The sequence below is a fragment of the Bordetella petrii genome, assembly GCF_017356245.1.
Lineage (GTDB): Bacteria > Pseudomonadota > Gammaproteobacteria > Burkholderiales > Burkholderiaceae_B > Bordetella_A > Bordetella_A petrii_D.
Genome location: NZ_JAFMZZ010000001.1, coordinates 3,466,817 through 3,492,062, shown reverse-complemented (window position 1 = coordinate 3,492,062; position 25,246 = coordinate 3,466,817). Strand labels below are relative to the sequence as shown.

The following is a 25,246-nucleotide window of genomic DNA, read 5'->3' as shown; positions in this document are numbered from 1 at the left end:
CTGCGGCACGGCGCGTTGCAGGCCATCATATCACTTGGCCCGCGCCATCATATGAACAATTACCGGATGTCCGCGCACCCGGCCGGGCCAGATGATAGCGCCGCCCAGGCTCCCGCTTGCGGCTAGCGCCCCTGCCCGCTGGCGACCAGTTGGTCGAACTGTTTGTCCAGCTCGGCCAGCGAATCGCTGATGTGCTTGCGCCGGGCCTTGATCCAGGCGTCCTGGGCGGCCAGCCGGTCGCGCGCTTCCTGCAGCATGCGCTGCATTTCCGCCGGCTGCGGGCCGCCCAGGGTGGCGCGGTGCTTCACGATGGCCACCGGATCCAGCGTGGCGCGGAATTCCGTTTCGCTCATCGGCAGTTCGGCCGGGTACGTCGAGCCCTTCACCGCTTCTTCATAAATGCGCCGCGCCTGGCCGTACGGGAAATCCAGCGGCTTGATGTTGTTGGCCTTGGCGTAACTGACCACCTCGGACGCAAAATGGTGCCCCACGCGGAACGGCAGCTTGTACTTGCGCATCAGCACGTCGGCCAGCTCCTGCGATGCGGTCCAGTCGCTGTTCAGTTCTTCCAGCGCGCGGTCGGGGCTGATGACCATGGCGTTCAGCACGCGGTCCCAGCGCTTGAGCACGCCGATGGCGCTGTCGACCATGGCGGAATTCTGCTTCACGCTCTTGGGGTCGCTCATGCCCGGCGTGATGTTGTGGGTCTGCAGCACCGGGCCCATGGCCAGCGTCACGGCCGTGGATGCGCCGCTGCGCGTGTCGTTCAGCAGGCCCGGGTTGCGCTTCTGCGGCATGGCGCTCGATACATAAGTATTGCCGCCGCCCTCTTCCAGCAGAATCCACGGGCGCGATTGCGCGTACTGCGTCATCACGTCTTCGACGAAGTTGCCGGTGTGCAGCGCGATGCTGGTCACGATGGACGCGACTTCCACGGGCTGGTCCATGGAAGAAATCTGCGAGGCGTCGTAGGCGTTGTCGACCAGGGCGGCAAAGCCCAGGTACTGCGCCATGCGCTTGCGGTCCAGCGGCCAGCTGGTGCCGTTGAGCACGGTGGTGCCCATGGGCGAGCGGTCGATGCGCGCGTAGGCTTCGCGAATGCGCTGCGCATCGCGGTCCAGGCCGGCGGCGTGGCCCAGCAGGTAGTGGCCGTAGCTGTTGGGCTGCGCCGCCACGCCATTGGTGTAATTGGGCACGATGGTGTCCGCGTGCCTGGCGGCCAGGTTCACCAGGGTGGCGGAAGTGGCGTTGAGCTGGTCGGCCAGCTCCAGCAGCTTGTCGCGCAGGATCGCGCTGCGGTAGGTGGCGTGCATGTCCTGGCTGGAGCGGCCGGCGTGCAGCAGCGTGATGTCCTGGCCCGCCGCCTTGATCAGCAGCGGCTCGAAGGTAATGACCGTGGCCGGCCGCTTGGCGCCGGGCTGGTTGCCGTCTTCGATCACCTTGGCCACGCCCGCCGCCAGGCGCGGCGCCATGGCCTTGTCGAGCAGCCCTTCGTCGGTATTGATGACGGCGGTGGCCTTGTTGATCTCGCCCAGCCAGAAGAACGGATCGCGGGGCGCCTGGGCGGCCGCCGCGGACTGCGCCGCCTGGGCAAGCGCGCCCGCGGCGGAAAACGACAGGGCCAGCGCCAGGCCCAGGGCGGTCAGGGGATGTCTCATGCGGTTCTCGTTATGGGATGGGAAGAATAGTGTAGCCACGTCCGTGGCCGGGCATCGGCGGGCGCCTTGCAGCAGATGTCTGACTGCTTCAACCGCGTGGTATTTGACACCCATGGCGCTACCTTGGGGCCGGTCCGGTGATTTCCTGGGTATTGGCCTTATGCACCTTTGGATATTGCGTTTGGGGGTTTGCGTTCTAGCCCCGTCCCGCGGCGTGCGGGCCAGCGGTGTCGGCGCNCACTGTGCCCACTTACCTTGTACATGCAGGGTCCTGGCCCTAGGCTACCGTTCAGTGTTCAGCTGGCTTACAGGGGGCGGTTCCGGGGCTTCATCTGCGGAGCAAAGTCCACGCTTTCGGTGCCAGAACAAGCTCACCGGAACCGCTGTGGTGATAGCTAATCACCACAAGTGCCAAGATACAAGGTGCCAGACACCGAAGTGTGCACGGGCTGTCTCAACAGTACGGTGTCCGGCACCCTGGCGGGAGCCGGACACCTGCGGGCTGCGATCTGGGCTGCTCCAGCGCCACGTCCGCCCACGGCGACATGATTTCGGTGCAGCCTTCGTTGCGCCCGCCTTCGCGCAGCACGCCCGATGGGCATGCATAGGCATATGCGTACAGGGTGCGCGGCGCGGCCGCATGCGGGTGCGCCGCCGCGACGGCCTGGTAGGCCTCGGGCGGCAGCTTCGGATCGAGCGTCAGCACGTCGGTGCTGGCATCGAGCCGGGCGTGATGGAACGCGTCTTCCAGGCTCATGCCGTAATCGGCCAGGAATGAGATCAGCTGCATGACCGCGGGCAGGATCTTGCGCCCGCCCGAGGCGCCCAGCGCAAAGCGGCGTCCATGGGCCTCGCCCACCACCGGGCAGATGTTCATCAGGCAGCGGCGCGCCGGCGCCAGCGAATTCGCCTTGCCGGGTTCGGGGTCGAACCACATGATCCCGTTGTTGAGCAGCATGCCGGTCGATGGCGACACCACGTGCGAGCCGAAGGCCGACAGCAGGGTCTGCGTGACCGCGCACTGGTTGCCATGGCGGTCGACCACGCTGAAGTGCGTGGTGCAGGCGGGGGTGCGCGGGTCTTCGTTGTCGCCCATGTTCGACAGGCGCCAGCGGTATTCCTCGCGCAGCACGTCGGCGTAGGCCGTGAAGGCATCCGCGCCGGGCGCGGAGCCGGGTTCCAGCCTGGCCTGCAGGCGCTGCAGGCAGCGCGCCAGGCTGGGGCCCGCCGTCATTTCCGGCGTGGCATGGATGCGTCCGCCCCGATAGGGAATCGACAGCGGCTCTTGCAGCAGAGCGCGATAGTCGCGCAGGTCCTGGTGGCTGAGACAGCCGCCCTTGGCCTGCACGTCGCGCGCCAGTTCGGCGCCGATGTCGCCGTCGTAGAACGCGCGCGGGCCCTGTTCGGCCAGGCAGGCCAGCATGTCGGCGGCGCGCGGCAGCGCAATGCGCAGCCCGGCCGCCGCCGCCCAGCCGCCGGCCTTGGGCCAGGCGCCGTCGTCCAGGAACATCTGCGCGGCGTCGGGATCGCGCGCCAGCCAGCGCGCCGAGCCGGCGATCATCAGGGTGGTGTACCAGTCGACCAGCAGACCCTCGCGGGCCAGCGACACGGCGGGCTGCAGCAGGTCGCGCCAGGGCAGGCGGCCATAGGTGGCATGAGCCAGCTCCATGCCCGCCACCGTGCCCGGCACGGCCACCGCCGTGGCGCCGCGCGCATTGCGGTCGTCTTGCACGGCCGGCCAGGGGAACAGGTCGGGCGACACGGCGCCGCCGCCGGCCAGGGGATAGTGCGCCGGATCCAGCTTCGCGGGCGAGCGCATGCCGAAATACACCACCCTGGCCTGGTCTTCGGCCGCCCGGTACAGGGTCATGGCGCCGCCGCCCATGGGGCCGCTCATCCACGGCTCGACCACGCCCGCGGCAAACGATACGGCCACCGCGGCGTCCACGGCGTCGCCGCCGGCGGCCAGCACCTCGGCGCCGGCTTCGGCCGCCCTGCGGTGCTGGGACGCCACCAGCCCGCCGGCGGTGCGGATGACAGTCTTGCGTACGACTTGCGTGGTAGAGAACTGGTCAGGCATCGGCGTTCCTTCGTGGCAGGCGCAGGCCACAGGGTACCGCGCCGGCTACAATCGCGCGATGCCTGCCCGAACCACCGCCTCCACTTCCGACCAGCCCACGCTTTCCGAAGCCGACGGCATCCGCTACCTGCATTTCGGCACCGAATGGATCCAGGGCGCCATGCGCATCAAGGCGCCGGCCGAACTGGTGCTGGAATACACCGCCCAGATGATGGCCTGGCTGCTGTTCCTCGACCCGCCCAAAGACGAGCCCATCGGCCTGCTCGGGCTGGGGGCGGGTTCGCTGGCCCGGTTCTGCCTGAAGCACACCCGCAGTCCGGTGGCGGTGGTGGAATGGAACCCGCGGGTCACGGCGGCATGCCAGATGTTCTTTCGCCTGCCGGCCGTGCCGCGCCTGTCCATCGACCACGACGACGCCGCCGCATGGGTGGCCGATCCGGGCCATGCGGGCCGCTGCCCGGTGCTGATGGTCGACCTGTACGACGCTACGGCGCGCGGCCCGGTGCGCGACTCGGAAGACTTCTACCGCGGCTGCCGGCGGGTGCTGGGCGAAGTGGGGGTGCTGTCGGTCAACCTGTTCGGCCAGCATGAAAGCTTCGAGCGCAACATCGAGAACCTGCGGCGCGCCTTCGACGACCGCATCCTGCTGTTGCCCGAGATCGACGCGGGCAACCAGATCGTGCTGGCCTTCAGCGGCCCGCCCCTGGCCGTCACGCTGGCGCAGTTGCTGGCCCGCGCCGAGCAGGTCGAAAGCCGCTACGGGCTGCCCGCCAGGCGTTGGGCGCGTGCCCTGACGCGCCACGCCGTGGCGGGCGTGCTGCACCTCTGAAGCGCCGGGCGCCCGCGCCTGCGGGATTCCCCCAACCCTGCCGGGGCTTCCCTCGCCAGGGAGCGGCAGGTATGATGGGTTTTCCTATAATTATGAATTACAGGAACCGCTCGCGGACCGTCCATGACCGCTCCCATCGTCCGGCAAGCGCTGTATCTCGAAGTGGCCGACCGCCTGCGCGCCATGATCCGCTCGCACGCGCTGGCCGGCGGCGAATGGATCGACGAAACCCGCCTGACCGGCCTGCTGGGCATTTCGCGCACGCCGCTGCGCGAAGCGCTGAAAGTGCTGGCCACCGAAGGCCTGGTCCGGCTCGAACCGCGCCGCGGCTGCTTCGTCAACGAGCTGTCGCTGCGCGACCTGGAAGACATCTTCCCGCTGATGGCCATGCTGGAAGGGCGCTGCGCCCACGAGGCCGCCCTGAAGGCGTCCGACGCCGACCTGGCGGCGCTCGAGCCGCTGCACCAGGCGCTGGCGGACCATGCCGCCGCCGGCCGCATCGACGCCTACTACGACACGAATTTCCTCATCCATGAAGCCGTGCAGGCCCTGGCCGACAACCGCTGGCTGTCGGACATGGTGGGCAACCTGCGCAAGGTGCTCAGCCTGTTCCGCCATAAAAGCCTGACCGTGCCGGGCCGCATCGGCGAATCCTGCGCCGAGCACCTGGCGATCTACGCCGCGCTCAGGGCGCGCGATCCGGATGCCGCCGAGGCCCTGGCGCGCAAACACCTGCTGCGCCAGCTCGACGCCCTGCGCCTGCTGGCCGGCGAGGCCGACGCGCCACCCGATTCTTCCCCGTCCCTTACCCAGGAGCCTGCCCATGACCGCCCTAGACTCCAGTCCGCTCGCGCGCGGCGCACGGCCGCCTGAGGGCGATGCCGCGCCGGAAGGCGAGGCCGCCGAACACGCCGGCCTGATGGCCCGGCTCAGCCGCCTGTGGGACCGCGGCCGGCTGCCCGGCGACGCCGAGATCCTGCCGCTGTTCCAGGCCCGCCTGACCGACGTGGCCGCCAACAAGCTGGCGCGCAGCTGGTGCGGCGCCTACGCCGCGGCCGACAGCAAGCGCCGCCGCGAACTGCTGGCCGGCCTGGCGCAGGTCGGCGCCGGCCTGGAGCCGCGCGGCGACCAGGGCCAGCGGCTGTTCAAGCGCTTCAACGGCCTGCCCGACGGCCTGCGCTTCCTGGTGGCCCTGCGGGCCGACATGCTGCGCTGGCGCAAGCAGGTGGCCGGCCTGCAGGCCCTGGACAAAGACCTGGAAAGCCTGCTGTCGGCCTGGTTCGACGTGGGCCTGCTGGAACTGCGGCCGCTGACCTGGGATTCGCCGGCCTCGCTGCTGGAAAAACTGATCATCTACGAGGCCGTGCACGAAATCCGTTCATGGGACGACCTGCGCCACCGGGTGGCGTCCGACCGCCGCTGCTACGCGTATTTCCATCCGCAGATGCCCGACGTGCCGCTGATCTTCGTCGAAGTCGCCTTTTCCACGCAGATGGCCGACAACGTGCAGGCGCTGCTCGACATGGGCGCGCCGCCGCAAGACCTGGACAAGGCGCGCTGGGCCATTTTCTATTCCATCTCGAATACGCAGCCAGGCCTGCGCGGTATCAGCTTCGGCAACTTCCTGCTCAAGCGCGTCATCGAGCGCCTGCTCGAAGAAGTGCCCAAGCTGCGCTCGTTCGCCACGCTGTCGCCCATTCCCGGCCTGGCCGACTGGCTGTCGCGCCTGAGCGCGCAGGAAGTCGAAGGCATCGTGCGCGACAAGGCCCGCGCCCGCGCGGGCGCGCCCGATGGCGCGCGCTGGGTGGCCCGGCTGGCCAAGGCCGCGGCCGGCAAGCCGTCCGAAGTGGTGCAGCGCGCCGGCATGAAGCTGGCGGCGCACTACCTGCTGTCGATGAAGAACGGCCAGCCGCTGGATCCCGTGGCGCGCTTTCACCTGGGCAACGGCGCGCGCATCGAGCGCCTGAACTGGGCGGCCGACACCTCGCCCAAGGGCCTGGCCCAGTCGTGCGGGATGATGGTCAATTACCTGTACGACCTGGACGACCTGGACGCCAATCTGGCGCAGCTGGGTGAGGGCAAGCCGCGCGTCAGCCGCGGCATTGCGCGCATCGGGTAGGGGCGGGCCATGTACGAAACGCCGTCAACGGGGCAGGTGCTGCTGGAACGGGAAGACGCGCTGGCCGTGGTCACGCTGTCGCATCCCGGGCGCCTGAACGCCATTACCGTCGCCATGTGGGAACAGCTGCGCGGCGTCTTCGAGGCGCTGGCCGCCGACCGGGCCGTGCGCTGCGTGATCGTGCGCGGCGCCGGCGGCCAGTTCGCGGCCGGGGCCGACATCCGTGAGTTTCCCATGGTGCGCGGCGACCTGCAGCGGGTGCGCCGCTATCACCAGCAGGTGCTGGCGCCGGCGCTAGCCGCCGTGGCCGAATGCCCGCATCCGGTGGTGGCGCAGATCGACGGCGTGTGCGTGGGCGGCGGCCTGGAAATCGCCTGCCAGTGCGACCTGCGCATCGCCGGCGCGTCGTCGCGCTTCGGCGTGCCCATCAACCGGCTGGGATTTCCCATGGCGCCCGACGAAATGCGCGGCCTGCTGGCGCTGGCCGGCCGGGCCGCCACGCTGGCCATCCTGCTCGAAGGCCGCGTGTTCGACAGCGCCGAGGCGCAGGCGCTGGGCCTGTTGACCCGCGTCGTGCCGGACGCCGAGGTGGCCGCGCAGGCCCGCGCCAGCGCCGACCGCATCATGCGGGGCGCGCCGCTGGCGGCCCGCATCAACAAGCGCCAGGCGCGCCGGCTGCTGCAGGGCGCGCCGCTGGACGAAGCCGATTATCAAGACTTCTTTTCTTATGCCGAGAGCCGCGACCACCGTGAAGGCGTGGGCGCTTTCCTGGCGGGCCGGGCGCCCGTATTCACTGGAGACTAGACAAGGTGAGCAACGCCAATCTGTACACCATCCTGGCAGGCGGTTTTCCCGCCGACCGCGGCAAGATCGCGCTGGAGACGCCCGATCTGCTGTACACCTGGGACGACATCGACCGCGCCAGCGCCTGCCTGGCCAACCTGCTCGCTTCGCTGGGCCTGCCCGAGGGCGCGCGCGTGGCGGTGCAGGTCGAGAAGTCGCCCGAGGCGCTGTTGCTGTACCTGGCCACGCTGCGCGCGGGCTTTGTCTACCTGCCCTTGAACACGGCCTATCGCGAGAACGAAGTAGCGTACTTCCTGGGCGACGCCGAGCCCGCGGTGGTGGTGTGCGCCAGCAAGAACCTGGACTGGGTGCGCCGCGTGGCCGACCAGGCCGGCACCCGCCATGTATATACGCTCGACGAAGACCGCAGCGGCACGCTGCTGGACGCCGCCGGCGGCATGAGCCAGTCGTTCGACGCCGTGCCGCGCCGGGCCGACGACCTGGCGGCGATCCTGTACACCTCGGGCACGACCGGGCGCAGCAAGGGCGCGATGCTGACGCACGGCAACCTGGCCTCGAACGCCCAGGTGCTGCACCGCTACTGGGGCTGGCGCGGCGACGACGTGCTGCTGCACATGCTGCCGATTTTTCACGTGCACGGCCTGTTCGTGGCCTCGCACGGCGCGTTGCTGGCCGGCGCGCGCATGATCTGGCTGCCCAGGCTGGACGTCGAGCAGGCCTTGCGCTACCTGCCGCGCTGCACGGTGATGATGGGCGTGCCCACTTATTACGTGCGCCTGCTGGCCGACGCGCGCTTCAACCGCGCGGCCTGCGCGCGCATGCGCCTGTTCATTTCCGGCTCGGCGCCGCTGCTGATGGAAACCTTCAGCGAATTCCAGCAGCGCACCGGCCACACCATTCTCGAACGCTACGGCATGAGCGAAACCGTCATGCTGACGTCGAACCCGTACGATCCCGCCGCGGGCGAACGCCTGGGCGGCACCGTGGGCAAGGCGCTACCCGGCGTGCAGGTGCGGGTGGTCGACGACGCCGGCGCCACGCTCGGCGCGGGCGAAATCGGCAACGTGCAGGTGCGCGGGCCCAATGTGTTCGCCGGCTACTGGCGCATGCCCGAGAAGACCCGCGAAGAATTCACGGCCGACGGCTGGTTCCGCACCGGCGACGTGGGCCGCTGGGGCGGCGACTCGGGCGGGCGCGAGGTGCCCGGCGACTACCTGTCCATCGTCGGCCGCAGCAAAGACCTGATCATTTCGGGCGGCTACAACGTCTACCCCAAGGAAATCGAGCTGCTCATCGACGAGATGCCGGGCGTGTCGGAATCGGCCGTGATCGGCGTGCCGCATCCGGATTTCGGCGAGGCCGTGGTGGCGGTGGTGGTGCCGCGCGCGGGCGCAGCGGTGGATACCGCCGCCATGCAGGCCGAGCTGAAGGCGCGCATCGCCAATTTCAAGGTGCCCAAGCAGATCCACCTGATCGAGCAGCTGCCGCGCAACACCATGGGCAAGGTGCAGAAAAACGTGTTGCGCACCGAATACGCCGGCCGCTGACCGCGCGCCGATTCCCTTTTCGCCGAATCAGGAGATCCGCACCCGCACACATCCCATACGCAAGGCGCCGGCCAAGCACTGGCGCCCATTCGCAGCTGCAGTTCCTTCACGAAAGAATTATCTGAACACGGAGACGATCATGAAGAACGCAATTCGCATCGCCGTCCTCGGGGCGGCGCTGGCCGCCGCGGGGGTGGCCATGGCGCAGGAAGTCACGCTGCGCGCCTCGCACCAGTTCCCGGGAGGGCAGGGCGATCCGCGCGACGAAATGGTGCAGATCATTGCCCGCGAAGTGGCGGCCGCCAATGTCGGCCTGAAAATCCAGGTCTTTCCCGGCTCGTCGCTGTACAAGGCCACCGAGCAGTGGGGAGCGCTGACGCGCGGCCAGCTCGATATGTCGGCATTCCCGCTGGATTACGCCTCGGGCCGCGTCCCGCAGTTCTCGGCCACGCTGATGCCTGGCCTGGTGCGCAACTTCGACCATGCGCTGCGCCTGAACAAGTCGGATTTCATGAAAGAAATCCATGCCCTGACGGAGAAAAACGGCGTGATCGTGATCGCCGATGCCTGGCTGGCCGGCGGCTTCGCGTCCAAGAAGCACTGCATCACCTCGCCCGATACCATCAAGGGCCAGGTCATTCGCGCCGCGGGCCCCGCCTTCGAGCAGATGCTGGCGGCGGCGGGCGCCTCGATCGCCTCGATGCCTTCGTCCGAGGTCTACACCGGCATGCAGACCGGCGTGCTGGACGCGGCCAATACGTCCAACGACAGCTTCGTGTCGTACCGGCTGTACGAGCAGGCCAAGTGCCTGACCGCGCCGGGCGAGAACGCGCTGTGGTTCATGTACGAGCCGGTGGTGATGTCCAAGCGCACCTATGACAAGCTCAAGCCCGAACAGCAGAAGGCCATCATGGCCGCCGCGCAGAAGGCCCAGGACTACTTCACCGAAGAAGCGCGCAAGGGCGAGAAGAAGATGATCGACGCCTTTACCAAGGCCGGCGTGGAAGTCGTCACCATGAGCAAGGCCGACTTCGATGCCTGGATGGAGGTGGCCAAGAAGTCTTCCTATAAACATTTCGCCGACAAGGTCAAGGGCGGCGAAGAGCTGCTGCAGAAAGCGCTGGCGGTGCAATAACCGCGCAGGGACAGGGCGGCGGGGAAAACCCGCCGCCCATTTCACAAGAAGGGGAAGCCATGCTTCGAGGTTTTGTTGCGGCGATCGAGCGCCTGTCGCGCGCTGCCGGCGTGCTGGCCGCGCTTTTGCTGATAGTGGCCATGGTGGTGGTCTGCCAGATGATCTTCATGCGCTACGTGTTCCGCGCGCCCACCAGCTGGCAGACAGAGGTAGTGGTGTTTTCGGCGACCGCCGCGATTTTCATCGGCGCGCCCTACGTACTGCTGACGCGCGGGCACGTCGGGGTCGAGGTGATCGAGCTGCTGCTGCGCGGCAAAGCCCTGCGGCGCCTGAACCTGATGGCCTCTGTTCTGGGCCTGGCATTCTGCGTGATCATGGCCGTGGCCAGCGCCATGTACTGGTACGCCGCCTGGGACGGCGGCTGGACCACGCCCACCATCGACGCCATTTCATTATGGATACCCCTGGCCCCGATGGTGCTGGGATTCATCCTGCTCAGCCTGCAATACCTGGTTGAGATTCTCAAGATATGCTCGCCGGGAGAATACGCATGAGTCCGACCTGGGCCGCTATTACTATCATTGCCGCGCTGTTCGTCTTCCTGGGCACCGGCATGCCCATTGCGTTCGCGCTGGGCTTGGCCGCCGTGGGCGGGCTGTTCCTCGACATGGGGCCGTCCGTGGTCGAGGTGCTGGCCGAGACCATGTTCGCCGGCATCGCCAACCTGGCCTATGTCTCGATTCCCATGTTCGTGCTCATGGGCGCCATCGTGGCCGGCACGCCGGCGGGGGGCGACCTGTACAAGGCGCTGGACCGCTGGCTGTACAAAGTGCCGGGCGGGCTCGTGCTGTCCAACATCGGCGCCTGCGCCATTTTCGCCGGCATGACGGGCTCCAGCCCGGCCACCTGCGCCGCCATCGGCAAGATGGGCATCCCCGAGATGATGAACCGCGGCTATCCGGCCTCGGTCGCCACCGGCTCCATCGCGGCCGGCGGCACGCTGGGCATCCTGATTCCGCCTTCGGTCACCATGATCGTCTACGGGATCTCCACACAGACCTCGATCGGCCGGCTGTTCCTGGCGGGCGTGCTGCCCGGCCTGATGCTGACCGCCATGTTCATGGCCTGGGCGCTGCTGGACGCGCGCCGCAAAGGCTTCAGCTTCGACGTGGGCAAGGTTTCGTACTCGCTGCGCGACAAGCTGTTGACGCTGCCGCGCGTGCTGCCGCTGCTGATGATCGTGGTGGGCCTGCTGTTCGTGCTGTATGGCGGCGTGGCCACGCCGTCCGAGGCGGCCGGCGCCGGCGCCATGCTGACCCTGCTGGTCGTCGCGGTGGTCTACCGGCTGGTGAAGATGAAGACCTACACCGGCATTTTCGGCTCGGCCATGCGCGAAAGCGTCATGATCATGATGATCATGGCCTCGGCGGAACTGTTCGCCTTCGCCCTGTCGTCGATGTTCATCACCCAGACCGTGGCGCAGGGCATTGCCGCGCTGGAGGTCAACCGCTGGGTGCTGATGGGCATGATCAACGTCTTCCTGCTGGTGGCGGGCATGTTCCTGCCGCCGGTGGCCGTCATCGTCATGGCCGCGCCGCTGCTGTATCCCATCGTGGTCCAGGCCGGTTTCGACCCGTACTGGTTCGCCGTGGTGCTGACCATCAACATGGAAATCGGCCTGATCACCCCGCCCATCGGCCTGAACCTGTTCGTGCTGAATTCCATCGCGCCACAGGTGCCCACCAAAGAGGTGTTATGGGGGTCATTGCCCTATGTGCTGGTCATGCTGGGGGGCATTGTGCTGCTGTGCCTGTTTCCCCAGATCGTTACCTGGCTGCCCGACCTCATCATGGGTCCGGCGACCTAGTGCGGAGATTCGTGCACCATTCTAGGGATTTCCCGCGCCGCAAAGCCTGGCCCGACACGTTAGACTTAGCGGTTTCACGGGCCGGCCGGCCGGCGGGAAGCCGCCGGCGCCGGCCGTGTGACAATAAACAATACCCAAACGGTGCAAGGAGTTACCCCTATGCTGATCGGAAAAAAACATTTTCTGACGGTGGGCGCACTGGCGGCGGCGCTGGCTATCCACGCTGATCCTGCCGCGGCGCAGCAAAAATCGGTGGCCGTCACGGCCATCGTCGAACACCCCGCCCTCGATGCCGTGCGCGACGGCGTGCAAGACGCCCTGAAGCAGGCCGGCTACGAGTCCGGCAAGAACCTCAAGTGGCAATACCAGAGCGCCCAGGGCAATACCGGCACGGCCGCGCAGATCGCCCGCAAGTTCGTGGGCGACCGCCCCGACGCCATCGTGGCCATCGCCACGCCCTCGGCGCAGTCGGTGGTGGCGGCCACCAAAGATGTCCCGGTGGTGTATTCGGCCGTTACCGACCCGGTGGCGGCGCAGCTGGTGCCCAGCATGGCGGCTTCGGGCACCAACGTTACCGGGGTGTCCGACCTGCTGGCGCTCGACAAGCAGATCGAGCTGATCAAGAAGGTCGTGCCCGGCGCCAAGCGCGTGGGCATGGTGTACAACCCCGGCGAGGCCAACTCGGTGGTGGTGGTCAAGCAGCTGCAAGAGCTGCTGCCCAAGGCCGGCATGACCCTGGTTGAAGCGGCCGCGCCGCGCACGGTGGACGTGGCCTCGGCCGCCCGCAGCCTGATCGGCAAGGTCGACGTCATCTACACCAATACCGACAACAACGTCGTGTCGGCCTACGAATCGCTGGTCAAGGTCGGCAACGACGCCAAGATTCCGCTGGTCGCGTCCGACACCGACAGCGTCAAGCGCGGCGCCATCGCGGCGCTGGGCATCGACTACCACGATCTGGGCGTGCAGACCGGCAAGATCGTGGTGCGCATCCTGAAGGGCGAGAAGCCCGGCGCCATTGCGTCGGAAACCAGCTCCAACCTGCGGCTGTTCGTCAATCCGGGCGCCGCCGCCAAGCAGGGCGTCACCCTGTCCGACGCGCTGTTGAAGTCGGCCGCCGAAGTCGTCAAGTAGTCCGCGGCCGCCGGCCCGGGCCGGCGGCGCGTGCTTTCATTCTCTGAATACATCCAAGGCAGCGCCGGCCGGGTTCACAAGACGCGGCCGGCCCGACTCGATTCATGTCCCTGTTCTCTTTGCTCGGCGCCCTGGAAATCGGCCTGATTTTCAGCCTGGTTGCGCTGGGCGTGCTGATTTCCTTTCGCTTGCTGCGTTTTCCCGACCTGACCGTCGACGGCAGCTTTCCCCTGGGCGGCGCCGTGGCCGCCACGCTCATCTCGGGCGGCATGGACCCATTTTCGGCCACCGTGGCCGCCACCGCCGCGGGCGCCGTGGCGGGCCTGATCACCGGCTGGCTGAACGTCAAGCTGCGCATCATGGACCTGCTGGCCAGCATTCTGATGATGATCGCGCTGTATTCCGTCAACCTGCGCATCATGGGCAAGCCCAACGTGCCCCTGATCACCGAGCCCACGGTATTCACCATCCTGCAGCCCGAGTGGCTCAGCGACTACGTGGCGCGGCCCCTGATCCTGCTGGGCGTGGTGGTACTGGTGAAGCTGCTGCTCGACTGGTTCCTGGCCACCCAGGCCGGCCTGGCCATGCGCGCCACCGGGTCCAACGGCCGCATGGCGCGCGCCCAGGGCGTCAATACCGGCGGCATGATCCTGGCCGGCATGGCCCTGTCGAACGCGCTGGTGGGCCTGGCCGGAGCGCTGTTCGCGCAGACCCAGGGCGGGGCCGACATCTCGATGGGCATCGGCACCATCGTCATCGGCCTGGCCGCCGTCATCGTGGGCGAAAGCATCCTGCCGTCGCGCAAAATGGTACTGGCCACGCTGGCCGTCATCCTGGGCGCGATCGTGTACCGCTTCTTCATTGCGCTGGCGCTCAACAGCGACTTCATCGGCCTGCAGGCCCAGGACCTGAACCTGGTAACCGCGGTGCTGGTCACCATCGCCCTGGTCATTCCCATGATGAAGCGCCGCCTGCTCGGCAAGAAAGGAGCCTGACCATGCTGCGCGCACAAGACCTGAAAATCACCTTCAACGCCGGCACGCCCATCGAAACCCGGGCCCTGCGCGGCCTGTCGCTGGACATCCCCAGCGGGCAGTTCGTCACCGTGATCGGCTCCAACGGCGCCGGCAAGTCCACCTTCCTGAACGCGGTGTCGGGCGACCTGCCGGTCGATGCGGGGCGCATCGAGATCGAAGGCGCCGACGTTACCCGCGAACCGGTCTGGCAGCGCGCCGGCCGCGTGGCGCGGGTGTTCCAGGACCCGATGGCGGGCACCTGCGAAGATCTCACCATCGAAGAAAACATGGCGCTGGCCCAGTTGCGCGGCGCGCGGCGCGGTTTCAGCCGCGCGGTCAAGGCGTCCATGCGCGAAGGGTTCCGCGAACGCCTGGCCACGCTGGGCCTGGGGCTGGAAAACCGCCTGACCGACCGCATCGGCCTGCTGTCCGGCGGGCAGCGGCAGGCGGTCAGCCTGCTGATGGCGGCCCTGCAGCCTTCGCGCATCCTGCTGCTCGACGAGCACACGGCGGCGCTCGACCCCCGCACGGCCGACTTCGTGCTGCAGCTCACCGCGCGCATCGTGGCCGAAGCCGGGCTGACCACCATGATGGTCACCCACAGCATGCGCCAGGCGCTGGACGTCGGCGAACGCACCGTCATGCTGCACCAGGGGCAGGTGGTGCTGGACGTCTCGGGCGACCAGCGCAAGGGCATGGACGTGCCCGACCTGCTGGCCATGTTCGAGCGCGTGCGCGGCGAAAAACTGTCGGACGACGCGCTGCTGCTGGGGTAGCGGCGCAGATTCTGTACCAGGTGTCAGGCACCTTGCGGAGCCTGACACCTGGCTAGACGCTAAGCCACCACGCCCAGGATCACGCTCGAGGCGCTGAACACCGCCAGCGCCGGCACGCCGGGCGCCAGTCCCAGCGCGCGGACGCTGTCCTGGGTGACGATGGCGGCGATGGCGCCGCCGCCGTCCAGGTCCAGGATCACTTCGCTGTTGACCGCCCCGGCGCGCACCTGGGCCACCGTGCCGGGCAACTGGTTGCTGGCCGACAGGCGCAGGCCGTCGCCGGGCAGGGCGATCAGCACCGACGGCGCCTTTATCAGGGCGATGGCTTCCGCGCCCACTTCCAGGGCCAGTTCGGCGGTGCTTTCGCGCGTGATGGTGGCCACCACCTGGTGGCCGCCGGCGATGCGCAGGCAGATTTCGTCGTTCACCGCGCCGGCGCGAATGGCGCTGACGGTGCCCAGCAGCTTGTTGCGGGCGCTGGTTTTCAGCATGATGCGCCTCATCAGGTTCAGGTCGCCGGCGGCGTCCAGGCCGGCTTGCGCCAGGTGCGTCATGACGCGCCGGTGCTCGGCTTCCAGGGCCTGGAAGGTGGCCACCAGCTTGTGCGCGCGCTCGGTCAGCCGGGCGCCGCCGCCGCCCCTGCCGCCGGTGGCGCGCAGCACCAGAGGTTCGCCGGCCAGGTTGTTCATGGCGTCGATGGCGTCCCACGCGCCTTTGTAGCTCATGCCCACCGCGCGCGCCGCGGCGCTGATCGAGCCGGTGGCGTCGATCTGCGTCAGCAGGTCGATGCGGCTTTTGCCGCCCCAGGTCTGGGCGCCGGCGCGCAGCCAGATCGAGCCGTCGAGTTCAAGCGGAGCAGGGGCCATGGCAATGGAGAAAAAAGGCAGTGCATAGTGTAGCGGCGGGGCTCGCCGGGCCACAATGCGAATGAGACTGTATTGCAAGTTTGCGGGCTTCACGGCATGATGCGTGCGCACCCTCTCGCGGAGACTCTGATGAAACGCATCGCGCTTTTGCCCGCCCTGGCCGTGGCCACCCTGTTGTCGGCCTGCGCTTCGGGGCCCGATATCCGCAGCGATTACGACCATGACGCCGATTTTGCCCGCTACCGCAGCTTCGGATTCATGTCGCCCCTGGGCACCGACAAGGCGGGCTACAGCTCGCTGCTTACCGAACGCCTGAAGACCGCCACGCGCGGCCAGATGGAAATGCGCGGCTATACCTACGATGCGCAGTCGCCCGATCTGCTGGTCAATTTCAATGCCAGGCTGCAACAGAAAACCCAGGTTACGCCGGCGCCCGGCCCGTACTACGGCTATCGCATGGGTTTTTACGGCGGCTGGCCCGGCTACGGCTGGGGTGACGATGTCTACCAGTACAACCAGGGCACGCTGAACATCGACCTCATCGACGCCCGCCGCAAGCAGCTGGTCTGGGAAGGCGTCAGCCAGGGCATTGTCGACGACGTGGCCAAGGTTGCGTCGCCGCAGAATGTCGACGCCAGCGTGGCGCAGATCTTCAGCCGCTATCCGTTCCGCGCGGGCAACGGCACGCCGCAAGTGCCCGCTCCGGCCAAATGACCGCCGCGGCGCCCCGACGCGGCCGGCGCCGGCCGCCGGCCTACGACACCGTGGCGCTGGTCCTGCAGGGGGGCGGGGCGCTGGGCTCATACCAGGCCGGGGTCTACCAGGGCCTGCACGAGGCCGGCATCCGCCCGAACTGGATCGCCGGGATCTCGATCGGAGCCATCAACGCCGCCATCATCGCCGGCTCGCCGCCCGATGAACGCGTCGAACGCCTGCGCGGCTTCTGGGAAAGCATCTGCCGCCCCACCGGCTTCACGGCGCTGCCGTGGGGCGACGCCCTGGCCCGCATGTTCCAGGGCGTGCCGTTCGGTTTCGGCTCGCCGGCCATGAACGGGCAGTTGGCCGCCTTCCAGGCCCTGATGTCCGGACAGCCCGGGTTCTTCAAGCCGCGCTTTCCGCCGCCATACTGGCTGCACGGCGGCGGGCCGGCAGCCACCAGCTTCTACGACACCACCCCGCTGGCCGCCACGCTGCGCCAGTACGTGGATTTCGACCTGCTCAACCGGGGCGAGGTACGGGCCAGCTTCGGCGCGGTCAACGTCCGCACCGGCAATTTCGCCTATTTCGACAGCACCCGCACCCAGTTGCGGGCCGAGCACATCATGGCCTCGGGGGCGCTGCCGCCCGGTTTCCCGGCCGTGGAAATCGACGGCGAATACTACTGGGACGGCGGCGTGGTCTCGAACACGCCGCTGGCGCAGGTGCTGTCGGCGCACCCCATGCGCGACACGCTGGCGTTCCAGGTCGACCTGTGGCCGGCGCGCGGGCCGCTGCCCACCAACCTGGAAGAAGTGGCCGAACGGCAGAAAGACATCCAGTATTCCAGCCGCACCCGCACCGTCACGAATACCTACCAGCGGGTGCTGAAGCTGCGCCGCGGCCTGCAGCGCCTGCTCGAGCGGCTGCCCGAGCACGAGCGCAACAGCCCCGAATTCGCCGACATCCGCGCCCAGGCCTGCACGCCGGCGGTCAATGTCATCAACCTGATCTACGAAGCCAAGCACTACGAGCGCAACTCGAAAGACTACGAGTTCGGCTCGGAAGCCATGCGCGACCACTGGGACAGCGGGCTGACCGACATCCGGCGCACGCTGGCCGATCCGGCCGTGCTCGAGCGGCCGCCCGCCGACCAGAGCTTCGTGGCGCACGACATCCATCGCACGGCCTCCTGATCCAGGGCCGGCCTGGCCAGGCATGGCGCCTGGATCCGGGTTGTGGGGTAAGACTCGTCTGATTTCTGGCCCGACACCGTGCCACGACGCGCAGCAAACGTTCCATGCCGAGTAGCCTTTGGCACGGACCGGCAATCCAGTGTGCCGGTCTGGTTGTTCCTATATCTCTACCTTGCAACGCGTCACGTTTCCTGCATTTGTCATGGCCATTTCCCTGTCTGCCCCTGTCGCGCCCGAGTCCGCCGGGCCTGTTCTCCGTGCCCACCATAGCGGCCGCGATGGCTGGTGGGGCCTGCTGTACCAGGGCTGGGTGCTGGCCACGCCGCAGGGCCAGCGCCTGAACCTGACCGCCACCGAGCGGGCCTGCTTCCTGTGCCTGCTGTCCAGCCCGCGGCGCGAGCTCACGCGTGAGGCCTTGGCGCATCTGCTGCCGCAGACCAGCCTGCGCACCATCAATGTGTCGATCAGCCGGCTGCGCAAAAAAGTGCAGGCCACCGGCGCAACCCTGCCACTGCATACCGTGCACGGCATGGGCTACGTGTTCCTGGGCCATTTGGCCGGCGAGGACGCGCCGTCATAGCCAGCATACAGTGCGCAATACAGTAAGAATGCGCGAAAAGCTGTAGTTTTAAGACAAAAATACGGTACATTAACGGGCTTCCCGAACGCATCCCCATGCGTTCGGTCCCGTGTGCGCGGGCTTGCGCGCAACGGTTCTACTCCGTGAGGAATCCATGCGTTTTTCGCCTCATCGTGTCTCGGGATTCGGTGCCGCCGCGCTTGTCGCCCTGGCTCTGGCGGGCTGCAAAGAACATCCGCAAATGAATCCGGGCATGCCGCAGGTCAGCGTCATTACGGTTCAGCCCAAGCCCGCTTCCATCGTGTCCGACCTGCCGGGCCGCGTGGATGCCGTGCGCGATGCCCAGATCCGCGCGCGCGTGACCGGCATTGTGCAGAAAATCGAGTTCGAACAGGGCGGCGACGTCAAAGACGGGCAGTTGCTGTTCAAGATCGATCCGGCGCCGTACGTCGCCGCGCGCAACCAGGCCGCCGCCCAGCTCAAGCAGGCCCAGGCCGACCTGTACAGCGCCAAGGCGTTGGCCAACCGCTACGCGCCGCTGGTGAAGGCCAATGCGGTCAGCAAGCAGGAATACGACAACGCCGTCGCCAGCTACCGCCAGGCCGAGGCCTCGGTAGCCGCGGCCAAGGCCAACCTGGACAACGCCCTGATCAACCTGGGCTACACCGATGTCACGTCGCCCATCACGGGCCGCATCGGCAAGCCGCTGGTCACCGAAGGCGCGCTGGTCGAGGGGACCTCGGCCACGCAGATGGCGCTGGTGCAGCAGCTCGACCCGATCTACATCGATTTCACGCAAAGCACCGTCGACCTGGCCAAGCTGCGCAAGGCCTTTGCCAGCGGCCAGATGGAGCGCGTGGGCAAGGATGCCGCCAAGGTCGATGTCGTGCTGGAAGACGGTTCGATCTACCCGCATCCCGGCAAGCTGCTGTTCACCGGCATCACGGTCGACCCGACCACCGGCCAGGTGAACCTGCGGGCCGAAGTGCCCAATCCCGACAACATCCTGCTGCCGGGCATGTATGTGCGCGTGCGTGTCGACGAAGGCACCGACCAGCAGGCGCTGATGGTGCCCCAGCAGTCCCTGCAGCGCACTGCCGACGGCATGCAGAGCCTGATGCTGGTGAAAGACAAAAAGATCGAGCAGGTGCCGGTCACCACCGGTTCCGTGATCGACAACCAGTGGCTCATTACCAGCGGCCTGAAGGCGGGCGACGTGGTGGTGGTCGAAGGCTTCCAGAAGATCCGCCCGGGCGTTCCGGTGCAGGCCTCGCCATGGCAGCCGGGGGGCGCCGGCAAGGCGGCTCCCCAGGCCGGCAAGCCGGAAGACAAGCCAGCCGGCCAGCCCGCCGACAAACCGGCCGGCGGCGCCAAGCCCGAACAACCGGCCTCGGGGCAGCAGTCCTGAACGGCACGCGGCGCCTGGCGCCGCGTTCCTGTTTTCGTGAGCACTTCCAGAGTCAGCCCACATGCCGCAATTTTTTATCGATCGACCAATCTTCGCCTGGGTAGTCGCCCTGTTCATCCTGCTGGCCGGGCTGTTGGCGATCCCCAATATGCCGGTCGCGCAGTATCCCGACGTGGCGCCGCCGGCCATCACCATCACGGCCACCTATCCCGGCGCCTCGGCCAAAGAAGTGGCCGAGTCGGTCACCAGCATCATCGAAGACCAGCTCAACGGCGCCAAGGGCCTGCTGTACTACGAGTCGGTCAGTGACTCGTACGGCCAGTCGCAAATTACCGCCACCTTCGCGCCGGGCACCGACCCCGATCTGGCGCAGGTCGACGTGCAGAACCGCGTGTCCAACGTGTCCGCGCAGCTGCCGGTGGCCGTGAACCAGCAGGGCATCCAGTACGAACAGACCAGCGCCGGCTTCCTGATGATCGTCACGCTGTCGTCCACCGACGGCACGCTGGACCAGACCGCGCTGGCGGACTACATCACCCGCAACGTCCAGAACCCGGTCTCGCGCGTGCCCGGCGTGGGGCAGTTCCAGCTGTTCGCCGCGCCGCGCGCCATGCGCGTCTGGATCGACCCCGACAAGCTGGTGGGCTTCAATCTGAGCGCGGCCGAGGTCAACGCCGCCATCAGCCGGCAGAACGTGCTGATCTCGGCCGGCAGCATGGGCGCGCCGCCCAACCCCGACAGCCAGCGCTCCACCGCCACGGTCATCGTCAACGGGCAGCTGTCGTCGGTAGAGGCCTTCGGCAACATCGTGCTGCGCGCCAATACCGACGGCTCGTCGGTGCGGCTGCGCGATGTGGCGCGCATCGAGGTCGGTGCCGACAACTACCAGTTCGGCGCGCGCCTGAACGGCAAGCCCACCGCCGCCTTCGCCATCGTGCTGTCGCCCGATGCCAACGCCCTGGCCACGGCCGAGGGCGTGCGGGCGCAGATGGAATCGCTGTCCCAGTATTTCCCGGGCAACATCAAGTACGACATCCCGTACGACACCGCGCCTTACGTCAAGATCTCCATCGAACAGGTGGTGCACACGCTGGGCGAAGCCATGGTGCTGGTGTTCCTGGTGATGTTCCTGTTCCTGCAGAACGTGCGCTATACGCTGATCCCGGCCCTGGTGGTGCCGGTGGCCATGCTGGGCGCCTTCGCGGTGATGCTGGCGCTGGGCTTTTCCATCAACGTGCTGACCATGTTCGCCATGGTGCTGGCCATCGGCATCCTGGTGGACGACGCCATCGTGGTGGTCGAGAACGTCGAGCGCATCATGGCCGCCGAAGGGCTGCCGCCCAAAGAGGCCACCAAGAAGGCCATGCCGCAGATCAGCGGCGCCATCGTGGGCATCACGCTGGTGCTGGTCACGGTGTTCCTGCCGCTGGCCTTCATGAGCGGCTCGGTGGGCGTCATCTACCGCCAGTTCTCGGTGGCCATGGCCGTCTCGATCTTCTTCTCGGCCTTCCTGGCGCTGACCTTCACGCCGGCGCTGTGCGCCACCATCCTGAAGCCCATCCCGAAGGGTCACCACGTCGACAAGAAGGGCTTTTTCGGCTGGTTCAACCGCCGCTTCGACGCCACCACGCACCACTACCAGAACTGGGTGGCGCGCATCCTGCACAAGGGGGGGCGCATGATGCTGTTCTTCCTGTTGCTGGTGGTGCTGCTGGGCTGGCTGTACTTGCGCCTGCCGTCGTCGTTCCTGCCCGAGGAAGACCAGGGCTACGTGGTCAGCAACATCGAGCTGCCCACCGGCGCCAGCGCCAACCGCACGGTCGAGGTGCTCGAGCAGGTCGAAAGCTATTTCATGTCGCTGCCCGCGGTGGAGAACATCATCACGGTGCAGGGCTACAGCTTCAACGGCAACGGCCTGAACGCGGCCATCGCGTTCTCGACCCTGAAAGACTTCTCGGAGCGCAAGGACCCCAAGGATTCGGCCGGCGCGATCGCGTTCGCCGCCTTCCAGAAGCAATTGATGGGTATCCACGACGCACAGGTGTTCACGCTGGTGCCGCCCGCCATTTCTTCGCTGGGCAACGCCAGCGGCTTCGACTTCCGCCTGCAGGACCGCGCCAACGCGGGCACCGCGGCGCTGGCCCAGGCCACCGCCCAGCTGATGGGCATGGCCATGAAGAGCCCCGTGCTGTCGCAGGTGCGCATCACGGGCCTGGGCGAGGGGCCGCAGCTGAACCTGACCATCGACCGCGACAAGGCCGCCGCCCTGGGCGTGGACTTCGACGCGGCCGCCACGCTGCTTTCCACGGCGCTGGGCTCGGCCTACATCGACAAGTTCCCCAACATGGGCCGCATGCAGAACATCTGGGTGCAGGCCGAGGCGCGCCATCGCATGCAGGTCGACGACATCCTCAAGATGAACGTCAACAATACCCAGGGCGGCATGGTGCCCCTGTCGAGCTTCGTGTCGGCCAAGTGGACCCAGGGCCCGGTGCAGGTGGTGCGCTACAACAGCTACGAGTCGATGCGTATCGGCGGCGACGCGGCGCCCGGCTACACCACGGGCGAGGCCATGGCCGAAATGGAACGCCTGGTGGGCCAGCTGCCGTCGGGCTTCGGCTACGAGTGGAACGGCCTGTCGTACCAAGAGCGCCAGGCGGGCAGCCAGGCTCCCATCCTGATGGGCCTGTCGCTGCTGGTGGTGTTCCTGGTGCTGGCAGCCCTGTACGAAAGCTGGGCCATCCCGCTGTCGGTGATGCTGGTGGTGCCGCTGGGCATGCTGGGCGCGGTGGCGCTGGTGTCCGTTCTGGGCATGTCCAACGACGTGTACTTCCAGGTGGGCATGGTCACTGTTATCGGCCTGGCCGCCAAGAACGCCATCCTAATCGTCGAATTCGCCAAAGACCAGTACGCTCGCGGCATGGGGCTGTACGAGGCCACGGTCGAGGCGGCGCGCCTGCGCTTCCGCCCCATCCTGATGACCTCGCTGGCCTTCATCCTGGGCGTGATCCCGCTGGCCATCGCCACCGGCGCGGGCGCGGCCAGCCAGCGCGCGGTGGGCATCGGCGTGCTGGGCGGCATGCTGGCGGCCACGCCGTTCGCCGTGATTTTCGTGCCGACGTTCTTCGTGGTGGTGCTCAGCTTCTTCAAGACCAAGCCGCGCCTGCTGGGTAATGAACTGAAGGAATTCGAAGCCGAGCAGGCCGCCAAGCGCGCCCGCGAGGCCGAGTCCGACCAATCCGGCAGCGGGCCGTCCGCGGCGCCCGGCCAGGAGGGCAAGGAATGACAGCCCTGATGTACAAACGAACCGCGCTGTCGGCATGCCTGGCAGCGGTGCTGGCCGGCTGCTCGCTGGCCCCCGATTACCAGCGCCCCGAATCGCCCGTGCCGGGCGACTGGCCGGCGCAGCCCAAGGTGCAGTACGGCGGCTACGACCAGCCCACGTCGCTGTCCGAACAGCCCGCCCAGGCGGTGGCGCCGCAGGGCAGCGTGCCGGCGGCCGACATCGGCTGGCGCGACTTCTTCCGCGACCCGCGCCTGCAGGCGCTGATCGAGCTGTCGCTGGTCAATAACCGCGACCTGCGCGTGGCGGTGCAGCGCGTCGAAGAAGCGCGCGCCCAGTACGGCGTGCAGCGCGGCGCCCAGTGGCCCAGCATCGGCGCCGGCACCGACGGCACGCGCCAGCGCGTGCCGGCCAACATGAGCCCGACGGGCACCGACACGGTGGGCAACACCTTCCAGGCGGGCATCGGCCTTACCACTTTCGAAATCGACCTGTTCGGCCGGTTGCGCAACCTGTCCGAAGCGGCCTACCAGCAGTACCTGGCCACCGAGCAGGCGCAGCGCAGCGTGCACATCACCCTGGTGGGCGCGGTGGCGCAGGCGTATTTCACGCAGCGCGCCGCCGAGGTCCAGCTCGACCTGACCCGCAAGACGCTGGCCTCGCGCCAGGAGTCCTACAACCTGGTCAAGCGCCGCTTCGACGGCGGTGTGGCGTCCGAGCTCGAGCTGAACCAGTCCAGGGGCCTGCTCGATTCGGCCTCGGCCGACCTGGCGCAGCTGGCGCGGGTGCGGGCGCAGTCCATCAACGCGCTGACCGTGCTGGTGGGCACGCCGCTGCCGGCCGACCTGCCGGCGCCCGCCGAGTTCGGCCGCGACCAGCTGCTGGCCACCGTGCCGGCCGGCCTGCCGTCCGACCTGCTCGAGCGCCGTCCCGACATCATGGCGGCCGAGAACCAGCTCAAGGCCGCCAATGCCAACATCGGCGCGGCCCGCGCGGCGTTCTTTCCCACCATTTCGCTGACGGGCATGCTGGGCTTTGCCAGCACCTCGATGGGCTCGCTGTTCGAGGGCGGGCAACGGGCCTGGAATTTCACGCCGTCCATCACCACGCCCATCTTCGCCGGCGGCAGCATCCGCGAAGGGCTGAACGTGGCCAAGGCGCGCGACAACATCGCGGTGGCGCAGTACGAGCAGACCATCCAGCAGGCGTTCCAGGAAGTCTCGGACGCGCTGGCCGGCGAAGCCACGTACAGCGCGCAGCTCGACGCGCTGCGCTCGCTGCAGACGTCCACCGCCCGCACGCTGGAATTGTCGAACCTGCGCTATACCAACGGCATCGACAACTACCTGCAGGTGCAGACCGCACAGGTCGATTTCTTCAGCGCGCAGCTGGGCCTGGTGCAGGCCGGCCTGGAGGCCCTGAACAACCGCGTCGAACTGTACAAGGCGCTGGGCGGCGGCTGGAACGAAGCCACGCAGGTATCTTCCGCGAAAGCACCATGATAGAACTGGGCGTCAACATCGATCACGTGGCGACGCTGCGGCAGCAGCGCCACACGGCCTATCCCGATCCGGTGGCGGCGGCGCTGCGCGCCGAAGACGCGGGCGCCGACCTGATCACCCTGCATCTGCGCGAAGACCGCCGCCATATCCAGGATGCCGACGTGCACGCCATGCGGCCGCTGCTGCGCACCCGCATGAACCTCGAGTGCGCCATCACGCCGGAAATGCTCGATATCGCCTGCGCCGTGCGCCCCAGCGACGTGTGCCTGGTGCCCGAAAAGCGCACCGAGCTCACCACCGAGGGCGGGCTGGAAGTCGCCGGCGCGCTGGACAGCGTGCGCGACGCCGTGGCGCGCCTGCACGACGCCGGCATCCGGGTGTCGCTGTTCATCGACCCCGAGCCGGCCCAGATCCAGGCCGCCGCCCAGGCGGGCGCCACGGTCATCGAACTGCACACCGGCGCCTACGCCGAGGCCCCCGAAGGCCAGGCCGGGCCCGAACTCGACCGCTTGCGCGCGGCGCTGGCCGAGGGCCTGCGCCACGGCATGCGGGTCAATGCCGGCCACGGCCTGCATTACGGCAACGTGGCGCCCATCGCGGCGCTCGACGGCATCGCCGAACTCAACATCGGCCATGCCATCGTGGCCCAGGCCGTGTTCGACGGCTGGGAAAAAGCCGTGCGCGACATGAAGGCCCTGATGGTGCAGGCCCGCGGGCAGGCGTTGCGGGGCCGCTAGCCGCGCCGGACGG

The 25,246-nt window shown here is 67.9% G+C and carries 21 protein-coding genes; 18 read left to right on the top strand and 3 right to left on the bottom strand.

The window, feature by feature from the left end:
- Positions 1 to 122 precede the first annotated feature (122 nt).
- Complete coding sequence (locus J2P76_RS16735) at positions 123 to 1,658, bottom strand: argininosuccinate lyase (protein WP_207408803.1); 1,536 nt, start codon at positions 1,656 to 1,658, stop codon at positions 123 to 125.
- A gap of 454 nt (positions 1,659 to 2,112) precedes the next feature.
- Complete coding sequence (locus J2P76_RS16730; protein WP_207408802.1) at positions 2,113 to 3,738, bottom strand: gamma-glutamyltransferase; 1,626 nt, start codon at positions 3,736 to 3,738, stop codon at positions 2,113 to 2,115.
- A gap of 58 nt (positions 3,739 to 3,796) precedes the next feature.
- Here J2P76_RS16730 and J2P76_RS16725 point away from each other — a divergent pair, with 58 nt between their 5' ends.
- From J2P76_RS16725 to J2P76_RS16675, 11 genes are all read left to right on the top strand, one after another.
- Positions 3,797 to 4,567 carry a spermidine synthase gene (locus J2P76_RS16725; protein WP_207408801.1) on the top strand — a complete coding sequence of 257 codons (771 nt, stop codon included), beginning with the start codon at positions 3,797 to 3,799 and terminating at the stop codon, positions 4,565 to 4,567.
- Positions 4,568 to 4,690: 123 nt separating this feature from the next.
- Positions 4,691 to 5,440 carry a GntR family transcriptional regulator gene (locus tag J2P76_RS16720; RefSeq protein ID WP_207408800.1) on the top strand — a complete coding sequence of 250 codons (750 nt, stop codon included), beginning with the start codon at positions 4,691 to 4,693 and terminating at the stop codon, positions 5,438 to 5,440.
- Complete coding sequence (locus tag J2P76_RS16715; protein ID WP_207408799.1) at positions 5,391 to 6,686, top strand: malonyl-CoA decarboxylase domain-containing protein; 1,296 nt, start codon at positions 5,391 to 5,393, stop codon at positions 6,684 to 6,686. Before J2P76_RS16720 ends, J2P76_RS16715 begins: the two co-directional genes overlap by 50 nt.
- 9 nt (positions 6,687 to 6,695) lie before the next feature.
- Entirely contained in the window at positions 6,696 to 7,490 is a 795-nt protein-coding gene (locus J2P76_RS16710; protein ID WP_207408798.1) for an enoyl-CoA hydratase/isomerase family protein, read from the top strand.
- 5 nt (positions 7,491 to 7,495) lie between these two features.
- Positions 7,496 to 9,037, top strand: coding sequence for an AMP-binding protein (locus J2P76_RS16705; RefSeq protein WP_207408797.1), 1,542 nt, complete (start codon positions 7,496 to 7,498; stop codon positions 9,035 to 9,037).
- Positions 9,038 to 9,176: 139 nt separating this feature from the next.
- Positions 9,177 to 10,172 carry a TRAP transporter substrate-binding protein DctP gene (gene dctP, locus J2P76_RS16700; RefSeq protein ID WP_207408796.1) on the top strand — a complete coding sequence of 332 codons (996 nt, stop codon included), beginning with the start codon at positions 9,177 to 9,179 and terminating at the stop codon, positions 10,170 to 10,172.
- Between the two features lie 59 nt (positions 10,173 to 10,231).
- Positions 10,232 to 10,726: a TRAP transporter small permease subunit gene (locus J2P76_RS16695; RefSeq protein ID WP_207408795.1), complete on the top strand. Its 495-nt coding sequence runs from the start codon at positions 10,232 to 10,234 to the stop codon at positions 10,724 to 10,726.
- Positions 10,723 to 12,039 carry a TRAP transporter large permease gene (locus J2P76_RS16690; RefSeq protein ID WP_207408794.1) on the top strand — a complete coding sequence of 439 codons (1,317 nt, stop codon included), beginning with the start codon at positions 10,723 to 10,725 and terminating at the stop codon, positions 12,037 to 12,039. Before J2P76_RS16695 ends, J2P76_RS16690 begins: the two co-directional genes overlap by 4 nt.
- Before the next feature lie 159 nt (positions 12,040 to 12,198).
- Entirely contained in the window at positions 12,199 to 13,173 is a 975-nt protein-coding gene (locus tag J2P76_RS16685; RefSeq protein WP_207408793.1) for an ABC transporter substrate-binding protein, read from the top strand.
- Positions 13,174 to 13,277: 104 nt separating this feature from the next.
- A complete protein-coding gene (locus tag J2P76_RS16680) occupies positions 13,278 to 14,168 on the top strand; it encodes an ABC transporter permease (protein ID WP_207408792.1) in 891 nt (296 codons plus the stop codon).
- Between the two features lie 2 nt (positions 14,169 to 14,170).
- Entirely contained in the window at positions 14,171 to 14,965 is a 795-nt protein-coding gene (locus tag J2P76_RS16675; protein ID WP_207408791.1) for an ABC transporter ATP-binding protein, read from the top strand.
- Positions 14,966 to 15,024: 59 nt separating this feature from the next.
- Here the strand turns inward: J2P76_RS16675 and J2P76_RS16670 are convergent, their stop codons facing one another.
- Positions 15,025 to 15,831, bottom strand: coding sequence for a TOBE domain-containing protein (locus tag J2P76_RS16670; protein ID WP_207408790.1), 807 nt, complete (start codon positions 15,829 to 15,831; stop codon positions 15,025 to 15,027).
- A gap of 129 nt (positions 15,832 to 15,960) precedes the next feature.
- On the opposite strand from J2P76_RS16670, the gene J2P76_RS16665 reads away from it, so the two are divergent.
- The 7 genes from J2P76_RS16665 (at position 15,961) to J2P76_RS16635 (ending at position 25,233) form a co-directional block, all read left to right on the top strand.
- The gene (locus J2P76_RS16665; protein WP_207408789.1) at positions 15,961 to 16,545 is read left to right on the top strand and encodes a DUF4136 domain-containing protein; all 585 of its coding nucleotides are present in this window, start codon (positions 15,961 to 15,963) and stop codon (positions 16,543 to 16,545) included.
- Positions 16,542 to 17,723 (top strand): DUF3734 domain-containing protein, encoded by a 1,182-nt coding sequence (locus tag J2P76_RS16660; protein WP_207408788.1) that lies wholly within the window; start codon positions 16,542 to 16,544, stop codon positions 17,721 to 17,723. Before J2P76_RS16665 ends, J2P76_RS16660 begins: the two co-directional genes overlap by 4 nt.
- A gap of 202 nt (positions 17,724 to 17,925) precedes the next feature.
- On the top strand, positions 17,926 to 18,303 hold the full coding sequence (locus J2P76_RS16655; protein ID WP_207408787.1) for a helix-turn-helix domain-containing protein: 378 nt from the start codon (positions 17,926 to 17,928) through the stop codon (positions 18,301 to 18,303).
- A gap of 154 nt (positions 18,304 to 18,457) precedes the next feature.
- The gene (locus J2P76_RS16650) at positions 18,458 to 19,711 is read left to right on the top strand and encodes an efflux RND transporter periplasmic adaptor subunit (protein ID WP_207408786.1); all 1,254 of its coding nucleotides are present in this window, start codon (positions 18,458 to 18,460) and stop codon (positions 19,709 to 19,711) included.
- A 61-nt stretch (positions 19,712 to 19,772) separates the two neighbouring features.
- Positions 19,773 to 22,997: an efflux RND transporter permease subunit gene (locus J2P76_RS16645; protein WP_207408785.1), complete on the top strand. Its 3,225-nt coding sequence runs from the start codon at positions 19,773 to 19,775 to the stop codon at positions 22,995 to 22,997.
- Positions 22,994 to 24,496, top strand: a complete 1,503-nt coding sequence (locus J2P76_RS16640) for an efflux transporter outer membrane subunit (protein WP_207408784.1) — start codon at positions 22,994 to 22,996, stop codon at positions 24,494 to 24,496. The genes J2P76_RS16645 and J2P76_RS16640 overlap by 4 nt, the downstream gene beginning before the upstream one ends.
- A complete protein-coding gene (locus J2P76_RS16635; protein WP_207408783.1) occupies positions 24,493 to 25,233 on the top strand; it encodes a pyridoxine 5'-phosphate synthase in 741 nt (246 codons plus the stop codon). Before J2P76_RS16640 ends, J2P76_RS16635 begins: the two co-directional genes overlap by 4 nt.
- Positions 25,234 to 25,246 lie beyond the last annotated feature (13 nt).

Excerpts from the sequence above, each read along its gene's own strand:
- J2P76_RS16735 (WP_207408803.1), bottom strand. The coding sequence starts at position 1,658 with ATGAGACATCCCCTGACCGCCCTGGGCCTGGCGCTGGCCCTGTCGTTT.
- J2P76_RS16730 (WP_207408802.1), bottom strand. The coding sequence starts at position 3,738 with ATGCCTGACCAGTTCTCTACCACGCAAGTCGTACGCAAGACTGTCATC.
- J2P76_RS16725 (WP_207408801.1), top strand. The coding sequence starts at position 3,797 with ATGCCTGCCCGAACCACCGCCTCCACTTCCGACCAGCCCACGCTTTCC.
- J2P76_RS16720 (WP_207408800.1), top strand. The coding sequence starts at position 4,691 with ATGACCGCTCCCATCGTCCGGCAAGCGCTGTATCTCGAAGTGGCCGAC.
- J2P76_RS16715 (WP_207408799.1), top strand. The coding sequence starts at position 5,391 with ATGACCGCCCTAGACTCCAGTCCGCTCGCGCGCGGCGCACGGCCGCCT.
- J2P76_RS16710 (WP_207408798.1), top strand. The coding sequence starts at position 6,696 with ATGTACGAAACGCCGTCAACGGGGCAGGTGCTGCTGGAACGGGAAGAC.
- dctP (WP_207408796.1), top strand. The coding sequence starts at position 9,177 with ATGAAGAACGCAATTCGCATCGCCGTCCTCGGGGCGGCGCTGGCCGCC.
- J2P76_RS16695 (WP_207408795.1), top strand. The coding sequence starts at position 10,232 with ATGCTTCGAGGTTTTGTTGCGGCGATCGAGCGCCTGTCGCGCGCTGCC.
- J2P76_RS16690 (WP_207408794.1), top strand. The coding sequence starts at position 10,723 with ATGAGTCCGACCTGGGCCGCTATTACTATCATTGCCGCGCTGTTCGTC.
- J2P76_RS16685 (WP_207408793.1), top strand. The coding sequence starts at position 12,199 with ATGCTGATCGGAAAAAAACATTTTCTGACGGTGGGCGCACTGGCGGCG.
- J2P76_RS16680 (WP_207408792.1), top strand. The coding sequence starts at position 13,278 with ATGTCCCTGTTCTCTTTGCTCGGCGCCCTGGAAATCGGCCTGATTTTC.
- J2P76_RS16675 (WP_207408791.1), top strand. The coding sequence starts at position 14,171 with ATGCTGCGCGCACAAGACCTGAAAATCACCTTCAACGCCGGCACGCCC.
- J2P76_RS16670 (WP_207408790.1), bottom strand. The coding sequence starts at position 15,831 with ATGGCCCCTGCTCCGCTTGAACTCGACGGCTCGATCTGGCTGCGCGCC.
- J2P76_RS16665 (WP_207408789.1), top strand. The coding sequence starts at position 15,961 with ATGAAACGCATCGCGCTTTTGCCCGCCCTGGCCGTGGCCACCCTGTTG.
- J2P76_RS16660 (WP_207408788.1), top strand. The coding sequence starts at position 16,542 with ATGACCGCCGCGGCGCCCCGACGCGGCCGGCGCCGGCCGCCGGCCTAC.
- J2P76_RS16655 (WP_207408787.1), top strand. The coding sequence starts at position 17,926 with ATGGCCATTTCCCTGTCTGCCCCTGTCGCGCCCGAGTCCGCCGGGCCT.
- J2P76_RS16650 (WP_207408786.1), top strand. The coding sequence starts at position 18,458 with ATGCGTTTTTCGCCTCATCGTGTCTCGGGATTCGGTGCCGCCGCGCTT.
- J2P76_RS16645 (WP_207408785.1), top strand. The coding sequence starts at position 19,773 with ATGCCGCAATTTTTTATCGATCGACCAATCTTCGCCTGGGTAGTCGCC.
- J2P76_RS16640 (WP_207408784.1), top strand. The coding sequence starts at position 22,994 with ATGACAGCCCTGATGTACAAACGAACCGCGCTGTCGGCATGCCTGGCA.
- J2P76_RS16635 (WP_207408783.1), top strand. The coding sequence starts at position 24,493 with ATGATAGAACTGGGCGTCAACATCGATCACGTGGCGACGCTGCGGCAG.